Raw genomic sequence first — 20028 nt, 5'->3', positions numbered from 1 at the left:
GTAATGATAGGGTGGTGAAGGATGACAGCATCTTTCGGCCATCACTGATTAAAGAGGAGCTCGCTATGGGTATTTTTTCTCGTTTTACCGATATTGTGAATGCCAACATCAACGCACTGTTGGATAAAGCGGAAGATCCGGAAAAACTGGTGCGCCTGATGATCCAGGAAATGGAAGATACCCTGGTCGAGGTCCGCACCACTTCCGCCCAGGCGCTGGCGGAAAAGAAACAGCTGCTGCGGCGCGTCGAGCAGGCTGAAACCCAGCAGGCCGACTGGCAGGGCAAGGCCGAACTGGCGCTGGCCAAGGACAAAGAAGATCTGGCGCGCGCCGCGCTGATGGAAAAACAGCGTCTGACCGCTATTATCGCCACGTTGCGCCAGGACGTGGCGGTTATCGAGGATACCCTCGAGCGCATGAAGCATGAAATCGGCGAACTGGAAAACAAACTCGCCGAAACCCGCGCCCGCCAGAAGACCCTTACCCTGCGCCACCAGGCGGCCGCCTCGTCGCGCGACATCCGGCGCCAGCTCGATAGCGGCAAGATCGATGAGGCCATGGCCCGTTTCGAACAGTTCGAACGCCGCATCGATCATATGGAGGCTGAGGCGGAAAGCGTCGGTTTCGGCAAGCAGAAATCGCTGGATCAGCAGTTCGCCGAACTAAGGGCGGACGATGAAATCAGCGCGCAGCTGGCGGCGCTGAAGGCCAAAATGAACCAAAGCCAAGAATAAAAAGCCACCTAAAGGAGCCATCATGGAAGCCGTGTCAATTGTGCTTGCCATCCCGCTGACCATTTTTATCCTGTTCGTGGCGCCGGTATGGCTATGGTTGCATTACAATAGCCGCCGCCGGCAGGGTTCGGTCCTGCAGGCGCAGGACAGCCGCCGCCTGGCGCAGCTTAGCGCGGACGCGGGGCGCATGCAGGCGCGCATCCGGGCGCTGGAAGATATACTGGACGCCGAACATCCCGGCTGGAGGCAATAATATGGCCCATACGTTTAAACAGCCGCTTTACCTCAGGCCTGACGAAGGTATGTGCAAAGGTGTCTGCGCCGGGGTGGCGCATTACCTGGACGTACCGGTAAAGCTGGTGCGCATTATCGTGGTGCTGTCGATGTTCTTCGGGCTGTTTTTGCTGACTATCGTCGCCTACGCCATCCTGGCCTATTGGCTGGAACCGGCTCCGGCGGATGAGGCATCGGCGGAGCGCTCGCGCATGGCGCCGTCACAGCAGCTCGATCTGCTGGAACTGCGGCTGGACGACAGCGAGCAGCACCTGCGGCAGGTGGAGCGTTATGTCACCTCGGAAACCTTTGGCGTGCGCAACCGCTTCCGCCGGCTGTAACCCCACCAATTGCCAACGCCGGGCTCAAAGAAGGCGGGTTAAAAGGAGGGCGTGCCGATGGGCCGAGGCAGGCATGGTTTTTCTGCCTGCCCGGAACGTGGCCGGGTCAAGCCTGATACGGCGATCTCCTGGAAAGTTGCCTGGTTTATTGCCGGTTACGTCGGCCATTGCGAGGCTGTTAGGATTTATACCATGATAAAGCCACTACTTTTATAATAATGACTTTAAGATAATACTTCCTGCCACACAACACAGGAGGTATCCCATGCGCGTATTTCTCACCGGCGCGACCGGTTTCATCGGCTCCCGCATCGTGCCCGAACTGCTGGCGGCCGGACATCAGGTCATCGGCCTGACGAGATCCGATGCCGGCGCTCAATCCCTGGAGGCCTCGGGAGTGGAAGTACATCGCGGCGCCCTGGAAGATCTCGACAGCCTGCGCGCCGGAGCAGCCAAGACGGACGCCGTGATCCACACCGCATTCGATCACGACTTCTCGAACTTCGCGGCAAACTGCGAGAAGGACCGGCGCGTAATCACGGCGTTGGGCTCCACGCTGAAGGGTTCCGGGCGGCCCCTCATCATCACATCCGGTACCGGGATGGGCGATGCCGGATCCGGCCAACCCGCGACGGAGGATGTTTTCAACGCCGGCCATCCCAACCCGCGCGTTGCGTCCGAGCTGGCGGGTCATGAGATGCTGGCGGCGGGGATCGACGTGCGCGTGGTGCGGCTTCCGCAGGTCCACGATACGTTCAGGCAAGGGCTCATTTCACCTTATATCGACATCTCGCGGGAGAAGGGCGTGGCGGCCTATATCGGCGATGGCGCCAACCGCTGGCCGGCGGCCCATGTGCTTGATGTGGCGAAGCTCTATGTCCTTGCCCTGGACAAGGGCGGCAAGGGGGCGCGCTATCATGCCGTTGCCGAGGAGGGCATTCCGGTCCGCGCGATAGCTGAATTAGTGGGCGCAGGCCTTGGCGTGCCGGCGGTGTCTCTGTCCGCCGGGGACGCGGCGCGGCATTTCGGCTGGTTCGCCATGTTCGCGGGCATGGACCTCCGTGCTTCGGGCGCGTGGACGCGCGCGCAGCTCGGTTGGGAACCTGCCGGGCCGGGGCTGATCGACGATCTGCGGCAAATGAACTACCGGCCAAGGGAGGCTGCCCGGCGTTAAGTTCCGGCGGCGCAAGCCATTGTCCCGGGCGGCGGCTGCCCGTCCGCCGCTCCGGACCCGCCGTTGCCATAATCCGATCACCACCTCACCTAACTTTGTGATTTTGCTTACAACTATTAAAAGATAGGACTGGTACCGGGTTTCCTCGACCCTAATCCCCACCCATTGTCGGGCGGCCAGCGCCAGCGGGTGGCCATCGCCCGCGCGCTGATCCCCGAACCCAGGGTATTGTCACTGGACGAACCGACCCCGGCGGCGGGTTAAGGCGCGCCCCGGCCGCGCAAGGGCGGCGGTTGGCGGGCGGATTTGTTTGTTTGCCGTTTGGACGACATAATAGACTTCTTGTCAACGGGAGGGATTTATGTCTGCTCAGGCCACGATGCCTATTTACCACCGCCATTATTGTCCGCCGCCGTCGGTCGTCCTGCCATGAGCCGGCTGCAAAACGATCTTGGCGCGCTGCTGAACCGCGGCCTGGACCGCCACCTGCGCCTGGCGGTCACCGGCCTGAGCCGCAGCGGCAAAACCGCGTTCATCACCTCCTTTGTCAACCAATTGCTGATGGTCAATAACGGCGCGCGCCTGCCGATGTTTTCCGCCGCGCGCGACGGCCGGCTGCTCGGGGCCAAACGAGTGCCGCAGCGCCATCTCGGCATTTCACGGTTTGCGTATGATGAAGGTATCGCCGCGTTGTACGGCACGCCGCCCGCCTGGCCGACGCCGACGCGCGGCGTCAGCGAGATGCGGCTGGCGCTGCGCTATCGCTCCCGCGACGCCCTGTGGCGCCATATCAAGGATACCGGCACGCTGTACCTGGAAATCGTCGACTATCCCGGCGAATGGCTGCTGGACCTGCCGATGCTTGAGCAGGATTACCTGTCCTGGTCGCGGCAGATGAACGGCCTGCTGCAGGGCGAACGGGCGGAATGGGCGGCGCCCTGGCTGGCAAAATGCGCCGCCCTCGACCCGCTGGCGCCGGCCGACGAGCGCGCGCTGGCGGATATCGCCCACGCCTATACCGATTATCTGCTGCGCTGCAAACGCCAGGGCCTGCATTTTATCCAGCCGGGACGTTTTGTCCTGCCCGGCGATATGGCCGGCGCGCCGGCGCTGCAGTTTTTCCCCTGGCCCGATGTGGCCGATGGCGGCGAGGCCAGGCTGGCGCAGGCGGCCAAAACCTCCAATCTCGGCATGCTGCGCGCGCGTTATCACTACTATTGCCGGGACGTGGTCAAGGGATTTTACCAGCAGCATTTCACCGGCTTCGATCGGCAAATTGTGCTGGTGGATTGCCTGCAGCCGCTCAACAGCGGTCCCCACGCCTTTAACGATATGCGCCTGGCCCTGGCCCAGCTGATGAGAAGTTTTCACTACGGCAAGCGCAGCCTGTACCGCCGGCTGTTTTCCCCCTGTATCGATAAGCTGATGTTTGCCGCCAGCAAGGCCGATCACGTCACCGCCGATCAGCAGGCCAACCTGGTGTCTTTATTACAACAACTGGTACAGGACGCCTGGCAGAACGCCGCGTTTGAAGGCATCGCCATGGACTGCGCGGGCCTGGCCTCGGTACAGGCGACGCAAAGCGGCCTGGTCGGCCACCAGGGCGGCAATATTCCCGCGCTGCAGGGACACCGCCTGGACGACAACCACCCGCTGACCTTTTATCCCGGCGACGTGCCGGCCCGTTTGCCGGGCTCCGCCTTTTGGCAGGAGCAGGGATTCCAGTTCGAAAATTTCCGGCCGCGCGCCATGGATCCCGACCGGCCGCTGCCGCATATCCGCCTGGATGGCGTCATGGAATTTTTATTGGGAGACAAACTACGATGAGCGACCCCGTCAAGCCCCGTATCGATTTTGAACAAGGGCGGGATCTACCGCTGACGCCGCCGGCGGAGCCGGTCCTGCGCGGCGCGCAAGCCTTCGACGCGCTGGAGGACGCCCAGTTTCATCCGTTGCCGGAGCCGGATGAGGAAGGGCGCCCGGAGCAGTTGCTGCTGAGCGCCCTGCGGCCGAAACGCGGCATCTGGCGCCGCATGGCCATCGCCGGCGCCGGGCTGCTGGTAGTGAGCGCGGCGGCGCAGGGGGCGCTCTGGGCCGCGCACGCCTGGCAGCGGCAGGACTGGCTTGCCCTGGGCGCGCTGGGCGCCGGCGCCCTGTTCGCGCTGGCGGGCGCCGGCTCGCTGGCCGCCGAATGGCGGCGGTTATACCGCCTGCGCCAGCGTGCCGGGGAACGCGACCGGGCAGGGGAGCTGCTGCGCAGCCACGCGCTGGGCCAGGGCCGTGAATTTTGCCTGCGCCTGGCCGGGCAGGCCGGCATTGACGATGCCCATCCGGCGCTGCGGCGCTGGCAGGCCATGGTGCACGATACCCACAGCGATCGCGAAGTGGTGACGCTGTACGCCAAAATGGTGCAGCCGGTCATCGATCGCCGGGTACGCGCCGAAATCAGCCGCTCCGCCGCCGAGTCCGCGCTGCTGATCGCGGTCAGCCCGCTGGCGATCGTGGACATGGGGTTTATCGCCTGGCGCAACCTGCGGCTGATCAACCGCGTGGCGGCGCTGTACGGCATTGAGGTGGGGTATTTCAGCCGCATCCGGTTATTCCGGCTGGTGCTGCTGAATATCGCCTTCGCCGGCGTGAGCGAATGGGTGCGCGAGGTGGGCATGGACTGGATGTCGCAGGACCTTACCGCCCGCCTGTCCGCCCGCGTGGCCCAGGGCATGGGCGCCGGCCTGTTGACCGCGCGCCTGGGCATCAAGGCCATGGAGCTGTGCCGCCCGCTGCCCTGGATAGACGGCGACAAACCGCGCCTGGGGGATTACCGCCGTGAAATTATCGGCCAGTTGAAAACCCTGCTGGAGCGCAAGCCCGCCCCCTGAGGCAACAGGGCAAGCCGCGGCTTGGTAAAAAATTTCCACCCTGGCAACTTTTTGTGACAGATGACTTCATACCGGGCGCGTCGCCACGTATTATGTAGCCATCATTGCCACCATGGATAAGAGGCGTTACATGCGTTTGGAAGTTTTTTGTCAAGACCGCCTCGGTCTGGCCAGGGAATTGCTGGATTTACTGGTATTGCGCGGCATCGATTTGCGCGGTATCGAAATCGATCCCGTCGGGCGGATCCATCTTAATTTTTCCACGCTGGAATTTGATCCGTTCCGGGCGCTGATGGCGGAAATCCGCCGCATCCCCGGCGTGACCGATGTGCGTACCGTGGCGTTTATGCCCTCGGAACGCGAGCATCGCGCGCTTGAAGCCATCCTGGCCGCCATGCCGGAGCCGGTGCTGTCCATCGATCTCAAGGGCCGGGTGGAACTGGCCAACCCGGCGACGCTGGCCCTGTTCGGCATGGGTGCCGGCCAGCTGCACCAACTGCCGGTAAGCCAGCTGATTGCCGGTTTTAACGTCGTGCGCTGGCTGGAGAGCGGACGGCAGTCCCCCGATAGCCAGCGGGTGGTGATCCTGGGCCAGGATTTCCTGCTGGAAATCACCCCGGTCCAACTGATCGGGGAGGATGGGCAGGCTGCCGCGGTGGGCGGGGTCATCCTGCTGAAATCCGCGGTGCGCATGGGACGCCAGCTGCAGGATCGCGGGCAGAACGATGACAGTGAATTCAGCCACATCATCGCCGCCGGCGATAGCATGCGCCAGACGCTCGATCGGGCCAGGCGGCTGGCGATGCTCGACGCGCCTCTGCTGATCGCCGGCGAGACCGGCACCGGCAAGGATCTGCTGGCCCATGCCTGCCATCTGCGAAGCCGACGCGGCAAACAACCGTTCCTGGCGCTGAACTGCGCCGCGCTGCCGGATGACGTGGCGGAAAGCGAACTGTTCGGCCATGCCGCCGGCGCCTATCCCAATGCCCTCGAAGGTAAAAAAGGCTTTTTTGAACAGGCCGACGGCGGATCGGTACTGCTCGATGAAATCGGCGAAATGTCGCCGAGCATGCAAAACAAGCTGCTGCGTTTTATCAACGACGGCACGTTCCGGCGGGTGGGCGAGGATCGTGAAATGCACGTGGACGTGCGCATCTACTGCGCCACCCAGAAGAACCTGCTGGAGCTGGTGCGCAAGGGCCAATTTCGCGAAGATCTGTATTATCGCCTGAATGTGCTGACGCTGAACCTGCCGCCGCTGCGCGAACGGCCGGACGATATCATGCCGCTGACCGCGCTGTTTATCGCCCAGTTCTGCGACGAACAGGGCATCGCGCGGCCGCGGGTCGCCCCTGGGCTGGCCGATATGCTCACCCGGTATGCCTGGCCGGGCAACGTGCGCCAGCTGAAAAACGTATTGACCCGCGCCATGGCGCAGCTGGACGCGGATGAACTGCGCGCCGACGATATCGATCTGCCGGATTTCGCCCTGGCGCCGCCGATGTCGGACGAGATCCTCGACGGATCGCTCGACGACATCAGCAAACGCTTCGAGCGTTCGGTGCTGGCCCGTCTTTACCGCACCTATCCCAGCACCCGAAAACTGGCCAAACGCCTGGGTGTCTCCCATACCGCCATCGCCAATAAACTGCGGGAATATGGCCTCGGCAGTAAAAAACCAGCCGAAGAGGACGAAAGTTAACTGGAATTGCCACCCGGAAATATATTCAGTACCTTGTGTTTGCCGGCATGGTTGTTTAACGTTACGACGGGTAAATCCTTGGCGACCTGCAAAATTTTTGATTTTATTAATGATTATCTGAGGGCTCATAATGAGAGTGATGCGTTTCTATCCTGAGGCATGGCCGCTGCATACGCCATTTGTGATCTCGCGCGGCAGCCGTACCGAGGCCCGCGTAGTGGTGGTCGAGATTGAACAGGACGGCGTCAGGGGTATCGGTGAGTGCACGCCTTATCCCCGCTATGGCGAAAGCGAGCAATCGGTGATGGAACAGCTCGCCGCCGTGATCCATGCGGTGGAGCAGGACGTGACCCGCGACGTATTACAGCAGTTGTTGCCGGCCGGCGCGGCGCGCAACGCCGTCGACTGCGCGCTCTGGGACCTGGAGCGCCAGCTTACCGGCCAGACTTTAGCGCAATTGACCGGTATCGCCCTGCCGTCGGCCATCACCATGGCGCAAACGCTAAGCATCAACGATCCGGAACACATGGCCGGGGCGGCCTTGAAGTATTGGCAGGCGGGCGCCCGGCTGCTGAAAATCAAACTTGACGATCGGCTGATCACCGAGCGCATGGTGGCCATTCGCGCCGCGGTGCCGGAAGCGACGCTGATTGTCGACGCCAACGAGGCCTGGCAACCCGAGGGGCTGGCAACCCGCTGCCAGCTGCTGGCGGATTTAGGCGTGGCCATGCTGGAGCAGCCGCTGCCCGCCGAGCAGGACGCCGCGCTGCAGCACTTTATCCATCCGCTGCCCATCTGCGCCGACGAAAGCTGCCATACGCGCCAACAGCTGCCGGCGCTCAGGGATAATTACGAGATGATCAATATCAAGCTCGACAAGGCCGGCGGGTTGACCGAGGCCCTGCTGCTGGCACAGCAGGCGCGGGAACAGGGTTTCGGCATTATGCTCGGCTGTATGCTGTGCACCTCGCGCGCCATCGCGGCCGCGCTGCCGCTGACGCCCGGCGCGCGGTTTATCGATCTTGACGGCCCGACCTGGCTGGCGATGGACGCCGAACCCCATTTAAAATTCGGCTGCGGCTCTATCAGTCTGCTTTAAACCCGCATTTTCTGCCGCCCAGGGGTCCCATGGCGCGGCAGGACCGCTAACCCTCGACTTGCAGCGGACGTGTTAACGGGGAAGCGCCTCGCGCGCGACATTTTCATCGTAGGCCAGCAGATCCACCAACGCCGCCAGATAGCGGTTCGTGGCGGCATCGGCCGAAATAGCCGGAAACTCGGCGGTAATGCAGGGCAAACCGCCATCGGCGCACCAACTGCCGAAGGAGCCGGGTGTCTCGTAGCCCACGCTTGCCACCAGCGGCAAGGTCAACCGCGCCGCCAGCCACCGGCCCAACGGGGAGGCCGCCGCTTCCTCCACACAGGCCAGCGGTTCATGGAAAGACACCACCCACGCCGGCTTGAGGCGCGCAATCAGCCGGCACAGCGCCGCCGTTTCCGGTTCCGAACCGGGGCCGCCGCCGGTCGACAGCAGCACGTCACGCTCTTGCGCCTGGCTGGTCCAGCGATACACCGTATCCCCCGGCCGCCAGTTGGCGGCCGGAAAATTGCGGTTCAGGTCCACGCCGTTGGCATTGGCCCGCAGCCCCAGCTGGCACCCGTCGGGGTTGACCGCCAGGATCAGATGATGACGCAGGGCCTGCATGCCCAGGGTACGCAGCGCGCACGACAACGCCACGACGCTCGCGGTCTCGTCGCCATGGGTGCCGGCGATCACCAGGCCGGTATCCGGCCCGGCGGCCGTGGCCGGAAAGTACAGCAACGGCGCGCCTAAGACCGATCGGCCGAAGGGTTCGCCCAGCGAAGGCAATTTCCCGCGCCGGGAACGTGGTTGAAATGACATCATGCTGTTTCCTGACAGAAAATAATACGTTACATTGGCCTGTCTACTTTATCGCAAAACGTCCGGCGTTATTATCCCCGGCCGGCAAAACGCCGGGAAAGCGCGCGGGGACACGGTGCACCGGATACGATAGCAAGGATAACCCTATGCCACGTTTTAAATACACCCTATGCGCGTCGTTCATCGCCGCCCTCAGCGGCCATCCCTGGGCCGCCACGGTGCCCGAGGGCACGCAGCTGGCCGACCGGCAGCAAATCGTGCGCCATATCAAAGATGAACCCGCCTCCCTGGACCCGATTAAAGTGGTCGGCCTGCCGGAAGCCCAGGTGGTGCGCGACCTGTTTGAAGGCCTGGTCAACGAGGATGCCAGGGGCAACCCGATCCCGGGCGTGGCGGCCCGCTGGCAAACCAATGATAACCGGACCTTTATTTTCCACCTGCGCCACGACGCGCGCTGGTCAAACGGTGACCCTGTCACGGCAAATGACTTTGTCTACAGTTGGCGACGCCTGGCCGACCCGAGAAATCTTTCTTCTTTCGCCTGGTTCGCCGAACTGGCCGGCCTGGAAAACGCCGCCGATATCACCGCCGGCAAACTGCCCGCCGAACGCTTGGGCGTCAGCGCGCCGGACGACTATACCCTCAAGGTCCAGCTCAGCAAACCGGTGCCGTACTTTGCCAGCCTGACCGCCAATTTCAGCCTGTTTCCGGTGCATCGCGCCGCGGTGGAAAAATACGGCAACGACTGGACCAGGGTCGGCAACCTGGTGGGCAACGGCGCTTTCGCGCTGCATCAGCGGGTGGTCAATGAAAAAATCGTCCTGACGCCCAATGAACATTATTGGGATCATCAGCACACGGTATTAACCCAGGTGACCTTTATTCCCCTGAACCAGGAATCGTCGGCCCTGAACCGTTACCTGGCCGATGACATCGACATCACCGAATCCTTCCCGAAAGACAGGTACCAGAAGTTGCTCAAGGATATTCCCGGACAGGTCTATACCCCGGATCAGCTCGGCACTTATTATTACGCTTTTAACACCCGGCGTGCGCCCACCGACGATGTTCGCGTGCGCAAAGCCCTGTCCTACGCCATCGATCGCCGGATTATCGCCGGAAAAGTGGTCGGCACCGGCGAAAAACCGGCCTGGCATTTTACCCCGGACGTGACCGCGGGCTTTAAACCTACGCAGAATTTCCTGCAGCAGCATTCCCAGGAGGAGCTGGATGCCGAGGCGAAAGTCCTGATGAAAGCGGCCGGCTACGGTCCGGAAAAGCCCCTTACCCTGAGCCTGCTGTATAATACCTCGGAAAGCCACGAAAAAATCGCCATCGCCGTCGCCTCCATGTGGAAGAAAAAGCTGGGCGTCAATGTCCAGCTGGTGAACCAGGAATGGAAAACCTATATCGACAGCCGCAACACCGGTAATTTTGACGTGGTGCGCGCCTCCTGGGTAGGGGATTACAATGAGCCGTCCACCTTCCTGTCGCTGTTGACCGCCGCCCACAGCGGCAATATCGCCAAGTTTAACGACCCCGCCTACGATCGCCTGCTCGCCGAGGCCAGCCGGCAAACCAGCCCTGAGCGCCTGAGCGCCGATTATAATAAAGCGGAAGCGATGATTGCCGACCAGGCGCCGATTGCGCCGATTTACCAATACACCAACGGCCGCTTGATCAAACCCTGGGTGCGGGGATACCCGATAACCAATCCGGAAGACGTCGCCTACAGCCAGACGATGTATATCCTCAAACACTAATCCAGCGTTTCGCATAAACCCCATGGCAGGTCATGGAGTTTATTATCCCGTCGCCGGTGGTTTTTGCCCGCCACGAATCAGGGATAATGAGGCGGTTTGGCGGCGCATTGTTTTTCGATTGTAATCATTTGCTAAATGATCTTTGCCCGCCGCCATATCCGCGCCGGTCTGTTTTGCCAGGCTTATGGCATAACGCTCTTCTGACGATACGCTCATGAAAACCGGGAAGTTGGTAACGATATCGCCGGGGCCGATAATGTCGATCCAGGGGATATAGGCTCCTTGGGGATAGCGCGCCACGCGCGAATATTCCCCTTGATGGGTCGGCAGATTACGATTGAAGACGTTTAACAAATATCCAAGGTCCTGAGTAATCTTAGCCCGGCATGCCAATAGCCCCAGGATAAACTCCCGACCCGCCGCGCATCGGAGTCGGCCAGCGCCGTCTCATGACCGAGCGTGGGCATAACGGCCAGCACGATTTGATGTTAGAATCTCATTGATAATATCGGTTTTTGGGATGCCGCTTAAAATACTGCTTAACATGATTATACTTAATCTCCAGAATGTTATTTTGTCGCGTGCCGTTATTGAATAAACGGGATGGTTATTATGGCGATTGGCATCTTTATAGCAACGTGATAAAAAGGAATATCTTTTTAAGGGCAAAAGACGCGGTTAATATAATAATGTCGATTGCCTTTTTTTTGTAATAATAACCGGATGACGCGACGACCCGTTTTAGAACGACATAACGGACCATCCATGATGGACTGAGGCTATTAATTACGTCTTCAATAATAGGTAAAGCAGGATTTTCTGCCGGTTTGGCGCTAGACTTGACGTCAACGTTTGCTGTTTAAGGGATAGAAGTTGAAGTGATAGATCGTGAAGCCTTGCATATCAACGGCGTGGTCTACGCCGGACAACTGGACGGCCAGGGGGGCATTGTCCCGATTGAGGCCTCGGACATCGCGCACTGTATCCATCCATGCTGGCTGCATCTGGATACGGAACATCCGGCCAGCAGCGAATGGCTCAGCAGCTCGCCGTTAATTCCCGACCCGGTGCGCGAATCGCTGGCCGGCATCAGCACGCGGCCGCGTGTTAACCGCATACCTGAAGGGGCGCTGATTATTTTACGCAGTATCAACTTCAATACCGAGGAATATCCGGAAGAGCTGATAGTCCTGCGCATTTATATCACGGAAAAACTGATCGTCACTACCCGTAACCAGCCGATCCAGGCGGTGGAGGAGATGCTTGACGAACTGCAGAAAAAACAGGGGCCGGAGGACAGCGGCAGCTGGCTGGTGGATATGTGCGATACGCTGACCGATCACACCAGTGAATTTATCGAGGATATGCACGACCGGATCATCGTCCTGGAAAACGATCTGCTGGACCAGCAGATCCCCCCGCGGGGCCAGCTCTCGAAGCTGCGTAAGCAACTGATAGTCCTGCGGCGCTATATGGCGCCGCAGCGCGATGTGTTTGCCCGTCTGGCCAGCGAACATCTGCCGTGGATGGGGGATGACGATCGCCGCCGCATGCAGGATATCTCCGACCGGCTTGGGCGCGGCATCGACGATATAGACGGCGGCATTGCCCGCACGGCGGTGATTGCCGATGAAATCAACTGGCTGACCGCCGAGTCGATTAATCGTCGCGGTTATACCATGTCGCTGATGGCGATGATTTTCCTGCCGACCACCTTCCTGACCGGTCTGTTCGGCGTCAACCTGGGCGGCATACCGGGCGGCAATATGCGTTTTGGCTTCAGCATCTTCTGCCTATCGTTAATCGTACTGGTGCTGGGTGTAGCGATATGGTTAAAACGGCGTAAATGGCTATAGCCCCAAGCTTTCTTTTGGTGTGAGCCGCGGCGAAGTTTGCTGAATAATCGCAAAAAAGCCAACTAAAATTGAGCAATATCAAAAAGCAGGGGTTCGGGATGGGGCAATATCGATCCCGCAGGTGAATGCAACGTCAAGCGATGGGCGTTGCGCTCCATATTGTCTTACTTCCTTTTTTTGAATTATTGCATAGCATATTTAATTCATATAATGCCGGGTGTTGAACCTGGCATTTTTTTTTGGCTTTTTTTACGGCTGTCTCCGGCATGTCGGCAGCCGCGGCGATTTGTCCTGCGGCCGATTGCCCACTATCCTTAAAGGGAGTCAACGGCACGCCCGCCGTTTTGATATGGCCCTTGATGAGGTGGACAATATGTATACGACCATGACGCCGCGGGTGCGCCGCGCACCGACTCCGTATCGAATGAGCATACCCGGCGATCCGATCCCCAATGAACCCATCCCCACCGATCCGCCGCCCATACCCAATCCGCTGCCGGACCCGCCGCTGGAGCCGCCCTATAATCCGGACCCGAAACCCATTCAGGATCCCCCGCCGCATATGTGGTAATCGTGGCGCTATTTTATCTCGACCACGCTAAGCCGCGCGCCGGCCGGCATCTGGACCACCGCGGCCTCATCCGCCAGCCAGCCCGCGGGCTGGGAGGGTAGCTCCTGCGGATCGAACGCCAGGTCGCCGCCGTCGACGATATCATCGCCGATATGCAATTGCTTGAAATCAAACAGCCGGCCGTCGGCCAAATGGGACGGCACCACGTTTTGCATGGCGCTGAACATGGTCTCCAGGCGGCCCGGGTAATGCTTGTCCCAGTCCCTGAGCATATTGCCTATTACCTGGCGCTGCAGGTTAGGCTGCGAGCCGCACAGGTTGCAGGGGATAATCGGGAAGGCGCGGGCCTTGGCAAACCGCGCGATATCTTTTTCACGGCAGTAGGCCAGCGGGCGGATCACGATCTGCCGGCCGTCATCGCTCATCAGCTTGGGCGGCATGCCTTTTAATTTGCCGCCGTAGAACATATTGAGGAACAGCGTCTGCAGGATATCGTCGCGATGGTGGCCCAGGGCGATCTTAGTGGCGCCCAGCTCAGTGGCGGTGCGGTACAAAATGCCGCGCCGCAGGCGGGAGCATAAGGAGCAGGTGGTTTTGCCCTCGGGAATCTTATCTTTTACGATGCCGTAGGTATTCTCCTCGACAATTTTATATTCAACGCCCAACGCCTCGAGATAGGCGGGCAGGATGTCGGCGGGAAAGCCCGGCTGCTTTTGATCCAGGTTTACCGCCACCAGCGAGAAGCCGACCGGCGCGCTTTGCTGCAAATTGCGCAGGATTTCCAGCATGGTATAGCTGTCCTTGCCGCCCGAGAGGCATACCATGATGCGATCGCCGTCTTCAATCATATTAAAATCGGCGATGGCCTGGCCGACGTTGCGACGCAGGCGCTTATGTAATTTATTGCGGTTGTATTGTTCTTTTTGGTCGACCACGTGGTTATGCCTTTGACTTATCCTGGCGCGCCGCAAAGCCCTGCGGCGGCGCGATGTTATGACTTATGCCGTGGATTGTACGCGATTATGCCTGCGGCGTTGAACACATTTCAGCGGGGAAAATCCTGCATCAGCTTCTGGTTGATGACCGCCACCGCCAGATTGCCGCGCTTGATGTGGGCGACCAGGATTTCGCTGGAGTGGGTAAAGCGATGGCCGACCCGGACGCGATACGACTTGGTCAGCCAGCTGATGAAGCCGGTGTAGTAGGTGGCTTCGTCGATATCGCGCCATTTGACGCCGCCGATGCCTTTTTTCCACGGCAGGATGCCGCGAAATACCCACACGCCGTCCTCGTCATAATAAAACATAAAGCGCCGGCGCCAGGCGATATCGTAAATCACCTTGATGATGGCGATAAACAAGATGGCGTAGCCCACCAGGATAAAATTGGCGTCGCGGGCGGACTGGGAGACGATAAGTCCGATCGTGCCCATCACCAGGAACAATACCAGCGGCCGGATATAAGCCACCCATGAAAGAAAAAATATGTCCTGCGCGGGATGCTGAACAGCGGAGGTCACTTCACCCTGATCCATTGCGTACCTGAATTAATGCCGAAAGATGCTCCATAGTAGCGCCTAAGCCGGCGGCTGGAAAGTCCATGCCCCGCATCAACGCGGGGCGGGGCCTGATATCAACGCCCCATCCCGGCCCGGGGGCGCGGAGCCTTAACGCATCACCCCATCGCCGGCCGGGCGTTATTCGGCCGCGTCCTCTTTACCCGCCATACGGGCCAGGAAATCGTATTTTACCTGCAGATCTTTTTCCGCCGCCTGGTAGAGCGCGGCGGCCACCTCCGGCTGCTGGGTGTTCAGCCGCCGGAAACGCTGCTCGTTAAGCAGCGTGGCGCTGAGATCGCTGCCGGGCGGACGCGAATCCAGGGCCAGTGGAAGCTTGCCCTCGCCGCTGCGGCGGGGATCGAAACGATAGAGCGGCCAGAAGCCGGTGGCGGTCAGCTGGCGCATCTGGTCGTGGCTTAACGCCAGGTCATAGCCATGTTCCTCGCAGGGGCTGTAGGCGATAATCAGCGACGGGCCGGGATAGGCTTCCGCCTCCTGAATGGCTTTTACCGTCTGGTTCAGCTGGGCGCCGAGGGAGATTTGCGCCACGTAAACATGACCGTACATCATCATGCTGACGCCCAGATCCTTACGGGCCTTACGTTTGCCCTGCTCGCCAAATTTGGTCACCGCGCCCAGCGGCGTGGCTTTCGACTGCTGGCCGCCGGTATTGGAATAGCATTGGGTGTCGAGCACCAGGATGTTGACGTTTTCCGTCAGGCTCATGACGTGATCCAGCCCGCCGAAACCGATATCGTACGCCCAGCCGTCGCCGCCGATGAGCCAGATGGATTTATCCACCAGGTAGTCGGCGTCCTTGGCCAACTGGCGCAGGCCGTGGTCGACGCTATCCTGTCGCAGCGCCGGTTGCAATTCGGCGCGCAGCCGCGTTATCTGGCCGCGGCGCTCCTCCACCGCCACGCCATCGGCGCGCAGCCCCTCCACCAGCGCCGCCGGCAGCAGCGCGGCATGCTCATTAAGCAAGCGCAGCACCCGTTGACGATGGTGGTCCACCGTCAGGCGGAAACCCAGCCCGAATTCGGCGTTATCCTCGAATAATGAGTTGGCCCATGCCGGACCGCGTCCTTCGGCGTTGGTGGTATAAGGCGTGGAGGGCAGGTTGCCGCCGTAGATGGATGAACAGCCGGTGGCGTTGGCGATCAGCAACCGATCGCCATAGAGCTGGGTCAGCAGCTTGATATAAGGCGTTTCGCCGCAGCCGGAACAGGCGCCGGAGTATTCAAACAACGGCGTAACCAGCTGTGAGGTGCGGATATCGATACGCTCAAGCTGCGATACGGCCATTTCCGGCAGATCCAGGAAGAAATCGTAGTGGATTTTTTCTTCTTCCACATGTTCCAGGCGCGAGGCCATGTTAATGGCTTTGATCGACGGGTCCTGGCGATCCCTGGCCGGGCAGACCTCGACGCAGAGGTTACAGCCGGTACAGTCTTCCGGCGCCACCTGCAGCACGTATTTTTGTCCGCGCATATCGCGCGACTTGACGTCCAGCGAGGCCAGCCCCGCGGGCGCCGCGTCCATGGCCTGCGGCGCCACGACCTTGGCGCGGATGGCGGCGTGGGGGCAGGCGGCGACGCAATGGTTACACTGGGTACAGAGATCCGGCTTCCACAGCGGGATCTGTTCGGCGATATTGCGTTTTTCCCATCGGGTGGTGCCCACCGGCCAGGTGCCGTCGGGCGGCAGGGCGGAAACCGGCAGGGCGTCCCCCAGGCCCGCCAGCATGGCGGCGGTAACGGTTTTGACAAAATCCGGCGCGGCGTCGGAAACCACCGGCGGGCGCATCGGGCTATGGGCGTTAACGTCCTCCGGCGGCACCGCGTGCAGCGCTTCGCGCGTGGCGGCCAGCGCCCGCCAGTTACGCTCCACCAATTCCTGGCCTTTGCTGCTGTAGCTGCGGGCAATGGCCGACTGCAGCTCCGCCAGGGCGCTGTCCGGAGGAAGGATTTCGGCCAACTGGAAAAACGCCATCTGCATGACGGTATTGATGCGCGCGCCTAGCTGGCATTCGCGGGCAATCTGCGCGGCGTTGATAATATAAAAACGCGCCTGGCGCGCCTTGAGCAGCGCCTGCACTTCCTGCGGCAGGCGCGCCCAGATTTCATCGGCGCCGTAAGGGGTGTTCAGCAGGAAGATGCCGCCGGGGCGCAACCGCTCCACCATCTGGTATTTATCGATAAACTGCGATTGATGGCAGCCGATAAAGTCGGCGTGGCTTATCAGGTAGGCGGAGTTAATCGGTTTTTCGCTGACCCGCAGATGGGAAACGGTCAGGCCGCCCGCCTTTTTCGAATCGTAGACAAAGTAGCCCTGGGCGAACATCGGGGTACTGTTGCCGATAATTTTAATGTTGTTTTTGGTGGCGGACACCGAGCCGTCGCTGCCAAGACCGTAAAACAAGGCTTCCAGCTTGGCCTGGCGCGGCAAATCCGCCTCCGGCAGGGGCAGGGACAGGTTGGTCACATCGTCGTAGATGCCCACGGTAAAGCGCGGCTTGGGCCGGGGCAGGGACAGCTCGTTAAAAATCGCCAGCACGCACGCCGGATCAAATTCCTTGGACGACAGGCCGTAACGGCCGCCGATGGTGCGCGGCAGGGAGTCGCGTTGTCCCAGGCCATAGGCCTCCGCCAGCGCGGTCATCACATCCAGGTACAGGGGTTCGGCAAGCGAACCGGGCTCCTTGGTGCGATCGAGCACCGCGATGCTTTTAACGCCGGCGGGGATTTCGGCCAGCAAATGTTCGGCCGAGAACGGCCGGTAGAGCCGCACCTTGACGATGCCGACCTTTTCGCCGCTGGCGAGCAGGGTATCGATCACCTCTTCGCAGGTGCCGCTGGCCGACCCCATCAGGATAATCACGCGCTCGGCCTGCGGATGGCCGTAATATTCAAACGGGCGGTATTGCCGGCCGGTGGCGCCGGCAAAGGCGTCCATGGCCTGTTGCACATGGGCATAAGTCTGGTTGTACCAGGGATTGGTGGCTTCGCGCGACTGGAAATAGGTGTCCGGATTGGCCGAGGTGCCGCGGATCACCGGGTTATCCGGCGTCAACGCCCTGCTGCGATGGGCGTCGATGCCCGCCTGCGGCAGCAGGCTTTTGAGCTGGTCGTCGGACAGCGGCGCGATTTTATTGATTTCGTGCGAGGTGCGAAATCCATCGAAAAAGTGGATAAACGGCAGCCGGCTGTTGAGGCTGGCGATTTGCGCTATCAGCGCGAAATCCTGCGCTTCCTGCACGTTGCTGGCGCACAGCATGGCGCAGCCGGTCTGGCGCACCGCCATCACGTCCGAATGGTCGCCGAAAATCGACAGCGCATGGGTGGCGACGGTGCGGGCCGCCACGTGCAGCACAAACGGCGTCAGTTGCCCCGCCAGTTTGTACAGCGTCGGGATCATCAGCAGTAAACCCTGCGACGAGGTAAACGACGTGGACAAGGCGCCGGTTTGCAGCGCGCCGTGCACGGTGGCGATGGCGCCGCCCTCGGACTGCATTTCCACCACCCGGGGAACGTCGCCCCAGATATTGGTGGCGCCTGCTTCTGACCAGGCATCAGCCTGTTCCGCCATGGTGGAACTGGGCGTAATCGGATAAATGGCGATAACTTCATTAATGCGGTAGGCCACCGAAGCGACTGCGTTATTCCCGTCTGTGGTGATCATGCTGTACCTTAATTCTGCTTCACGGTTGATAACCCATAAATCATTGGGTTATCCCTAATGGCCGCCAGTATACCAGCAGCAACCATAGGGGATTTTTGCTTTTGTGCGATGGCGTGGGTTTGCCGGTTTGTAAAGGCGGGCGCGCGATACTCGACGTGAACATTATGTGCGTCTAGAATGCAAGTTTCAGACTATTCCCAGCTTAATTATTTTGGAGCCGATTGATGACGTTTTCACGGTGGTTAATGGCAACATCCGCGTTATTTTTAGTCGCCTGCAGCAGCCCGAATAATGAAGAACCCGAACAAGTGGGCCAGCAGGCCACCGTCGCCGGCCTGCCGCAGCGCGTGGATGTGCCCAATACCCCCCGCTGCATGTCCGCGGGCGGCACCATGACCCTGGCGCGCCAGCTCGACGGCACCACGGTCGGTATGTGCCAGTTGGCCAATGGCAAGCGTTTCCAGGCGTTCTAACGCTTAACAGGCCGTGGTCCGGCCTGTGGCGGGTGTAATCTATCCTTTTGTCCGGGCGCAATAGCGGAAAGGTTGGGGTTGCCGTCGGCGATCGCTGGCCGCGGCAAACTTTTGATTGTACGCTTTGGCGGGATGTTTAATTGCAGGGTCCAGCATTACCTTTATCCGCGCGGGAAATAGTAGCCTTTCCTTACGCCGGCCTGCTTAAAAATAATTATTTTATCCTGATAGGTATCATATTAATTAATTCATCCTTGCCAGCGCGGTCGTGCGCTGGGGAAATGTATTCTAACTTAACAATGGGGAAACATTAAACGGATAGCGGCCCGGCTCAGACTTTGCTGGAATAAAATCATGTTCCTGCTGGCAACTGCCGTTAAAAGGAGCCAGGCCAATTGTTTATATCGCAAGGATTAAACGTCCCTATGAACACATTTTTTGCATCCGCCGTATTTAATGCCGTAGCCCTCTCGCGGGCGGCAACGCAATACCCGCCATGCCCTGAAGGGCGGGTATTGCCTTTCCCGGTCGTGGCCATACAAAACTACGCTGGCGACGGCGGTCAACCGGCGTTCAAGCGGGACGCCGCCGTGGCTGGGCTGGATGACACTTATCCCGCACAGGCAAAAACCAGGCGGGCGGGCGAGTTACTCCCTCCTGCGCGGCCTGTGCACAATACTCCGCCGCCCGGGGTTGGCGCGACCGGTGGTGGCTCTATGGTTAGTTCCTTGGATTGGTTTTGCCTGACTGCCAGGGAATTATGCCTGGGTATTGAGGTGCTTCAGCATGAAATGGATACCAGTAAGATAGAATCCGGGTTTGATCAGCCTGAAAAATTTCTTGGGCATTTTAATCGCCTGATGGATATGGTTAGCCGGTATATCGACTGGATGCGCTGTTTTAATCAATGGAATGAGGACGACAGGGTCCGTATTGAACTCCATAAAAATATATCCCTGCTTGGACCCATTATAGAAGAAATGATTAAAAAAATTAACGTAATTGAATCTATTTTCTTAGAAAGAAATTCACAATAATAAATTATCCATTATCGGTCCCGGTAACCCGGGGCCATATCAATTTATCAACAATTCATAAATATTAAGGTTTTAGCCATTGG

The 20028-nt window shown here is 60.0% G+C and carries 18 protein-coding genes and 1 pseudogene; 14 read left to right on the top strand and 5 right to left on the bottom strand.

The genetic code is table 11. The features are described 5' to 3' along the window. Positions 1 to 65 precede the first annotated feature (65 nt). From pspA to ycjG, 9 genes and pseudogenes are all read left to right on the top strand, one after another. On the top strand, positions 66 to 734 hold the full coding sequence (gene pspA / locus GRH90_RS06370) for a phage shock protein PspA (RefSeq protein WP_162365112.1): 669 nt from the start codon (positions 66 to 68) through the stop codon (positions 732 to 734). Between the two features lie 31 nt (positions 735 to 765). After that, positions 766 to 987, top strand: coding sequence for an envelope stress response membrane protein PspB (gene pspB, locus GRH90_RS06365; protein ID WP_312857176.1), 222 nt, complete (start codon positions 766 to 768; stop codon positions 985 to 987). A gap of 1 nt (position 988) precedes the next feature. Next, positions 989 to 1348, top strand: a complete 360-nt coding sequence (gene pspC, locus GRH90_RS06360; protein WP_162365110.1) for an envelope stress response membrane protein PspC — start codon at positions 989 to 991, stop codon at positions 1346 to 1348. A gap of 265 nt (positions 1349 to 1613) precedes the next feature. Beyond that, entirely contained in the window at positions 1614 to 2522 is a 909-nt protein-coding gene (locus GRH90_RS06355) for an SDR family oxidoreductase (protein WP_162365109.1), read from the top strand. Positions 2523 to 2678: 156 nt separating this feature from the next. Then, positions 2679 to 2777: pseudogene (locus tag GRH90_RS26185) on the top strand (ATP-binding cassette domain-containing protein); the annotation flags it as partial. Positions 2778 to 2951: 174 nt separating this feature from the next. Continuing rightward, positions 2952 to 4349, top strand: a complete 1398-nt coding sequence (locus GRH90_RS06345; protein ID WP_162365108.1) for a YcjX family GTP-binding protein — start codon at positions 2952 to 2954, stop codon at positions 4347 to 4349. Continuing rightward, entirely contained in the window at positions 4346 to 5401 is a 1056-nt protein-coding gene (locus GRH90_RS06340) for a YcjF family protein (RefSeq protein WP_162365107.1), read from the top strand. Before GRH90_RS06345 ends, GRH90_RS06340 begins: the two co-directional genes overlap by 4 nt. Positions 5402 to 5531: 130 nt before the next feature. Further along, the gene (tyrR, locus tag GRH90_RS06335; protein ID WP_162365106.1) at positions 5532 to 7103 is read left to right on the top strand and encodes a transcriptional regulator TyrR; all 1572 of its coding nucleotides are present in this window, start codon (positions 5532 to 5534) and stop codon (positions 7101 to 7103) included. A 130-nt stretch (positions 7104 to 7233) separates the two neighbouring features. After that, positions 7234 to 8202 carry an L-Ala-D/L-Glu epimerase gene (gene ycjG, locus GRH90_RS06330; protein WP_162365105.1) on the top strand — a complete coding sequence of 323 codons (969 nt, stop codon included), beginning with the start codon at positions 7234 to 7236 and terminating at the stop codon, positions 8200 to 8202. Between the two features lie 72 nt (positions 8203 to 8274). On the opposite strand, the gene mpaA is transcribed toward ycjG, so the two are convergent. Further along, a complete protein-coding gene (gene mpaA / locus GRH90_RS06325; protein WP_162365104.1) occupies positions 8275 to 9009 on the bottom strand; it encodes a murein tripeptide amidase MpaA in 735 nt (244 codons plus the stop codon). Positions 9010 to 9152: 143 nt separating this feature from the next. On the opposite strand from mpaA, the gene GRH90_RS06320 reads away from it, so the two are divergent. After that, complete coding sequence (locus GRH90_RS06320; protein WP_162365103.1) at positions 9153 to 10769, top strand: peptide ABC transporter substrate-binding protein; 1617 nt, start codon at positions 9153 to 9155, stop codon at positions 10767 to 10769. A 42-nt stretch (positions 10770 to 10811) separates the two neighbouring features. On the opposite strand, the gene GRH90_RS06315 is transcribed toward GRH90_RS06320, so the two are convergent. After that, complete coding sequence (locus GRH90_RS06315; RefSeq protein WP_162365102.1) at positions 10812 to 11123, bottom strand: hypothetical protein; 312 nt, start codon at positions 11121 to 11123, stop codon at positions 10812 to 10814. A 524-nt stretch (positions 11124 to 11647) separates the two neighbouring features. Between GRH90_RS06315 and zntB the strand changes: the two genes are divergently transcribed. Continuing rightward, positions 11648 to 12625: a zinc transporter ZntB gene (gene zntB, locus GRH90_RS06310; RefSeq protein ID WP_312857172.1), complete on the top strand. Its 978-nt coding sequence runs from the start codon at positions 11648 to 11650 to the stop codon at positions 12623 to 12625. A 373-nt stretch (positions 12626 to 12998) separates the two neighbouring features. Continuing rightward, entirely contained in the window at positions 12999 to 13196 is a 198-nt protein-coding gene (locus GRH90_RS06305) for a hypothetical protein (RefSeq protein ID WP_162365075.1), read from the top strand. 8 nt (positions 13197 to 13204) lie between these two features. On the opposite strand, the gene ttcA is transcribed toward GRH90_RS06305, so the two are convergent. The 3 genes from ttcA to nifJ all read right to left on the bottom strand — a co-directional run bounded on the left by ttcA (position 13205) and on the right by nifJ (position 18435). After that, entirely contained in the window at positions 13205 to 14131 is a 927-nt protein-coding gene (gene ttcA, locus GRH90_RS06300; RefSeq protein WP_162365101.1) for a tRNA 2-thiocytidine(32) synthetase TtcA, read from the bottom strand. Between the two features lie 110 nt (positions 14132 to 14241). Further along, entirely contained in the window at positions 14242 to 14730 is a 489-nt protein-coding gene (locus GRH90_RS06295; protein ID WP_162365100.1) for a hypothetical protein, read from the bottom strand. Positions 14731 to 14892: 162 nt separating this feature from the next. Beyond that, positions 14893 to 18435, bottom strand: coding sequence for a pyruvate:ferredoxin (flavodoxin) oxidoreductase (gene nifJ, locus GRH90_RS06290; RefSeq protein ID WP_162365099.1), 3543 nt, complete (start codon positions 18433 to 18435; stop codon positions 14893 to 14895). Positions 18436 to 18680: 245 nt separating this feature from the next. On the opposite strand from nifJ, the gene GRH90_RS06285 reads away from it, so the two are divergent. Continuing rightward, positions 18681 to 18908 carry a DUF333 domain-containing protein gene (locus GRH90_RS06285; protein WP_246235914.1) on the top strand — a complete coding sequence of 76 codons (228 nt, stop codon included), beginning with the start codon at positions 18681 to 18683 and terminating at the stop codon, positions 18906 to 18908. Between the two features lie 425 nt (positions 18909 to 19333). Beyond that, positions 19334 to 19945, top strand: coding sequence for a hypothetical protein (locus GRH90_RS06280; protein ID WP_162365097.1), 612 nt, complete (start codon positions 19334 to 19336; stop codon positions 19943 to 19945). Positions 19946 to 20028 lie beyond the last annotated feature (83 nt).

The sequence above is a fragment of the Acerihabitans arboris genome (assembly GCF_010131535.1).
GTDB classification, from domain to species: domain Bacteria; phylum Pseudomonadota; class Gammaproteobacteria; order Enterobacterales; family Enterobacteriaceae; genus Acerihabitans; species Acerihabitans arboris.
Note: the sequence above shows the minus strand (reverse complement) of the source record. Positions and strands in the feature narration are given on the sequence as shown.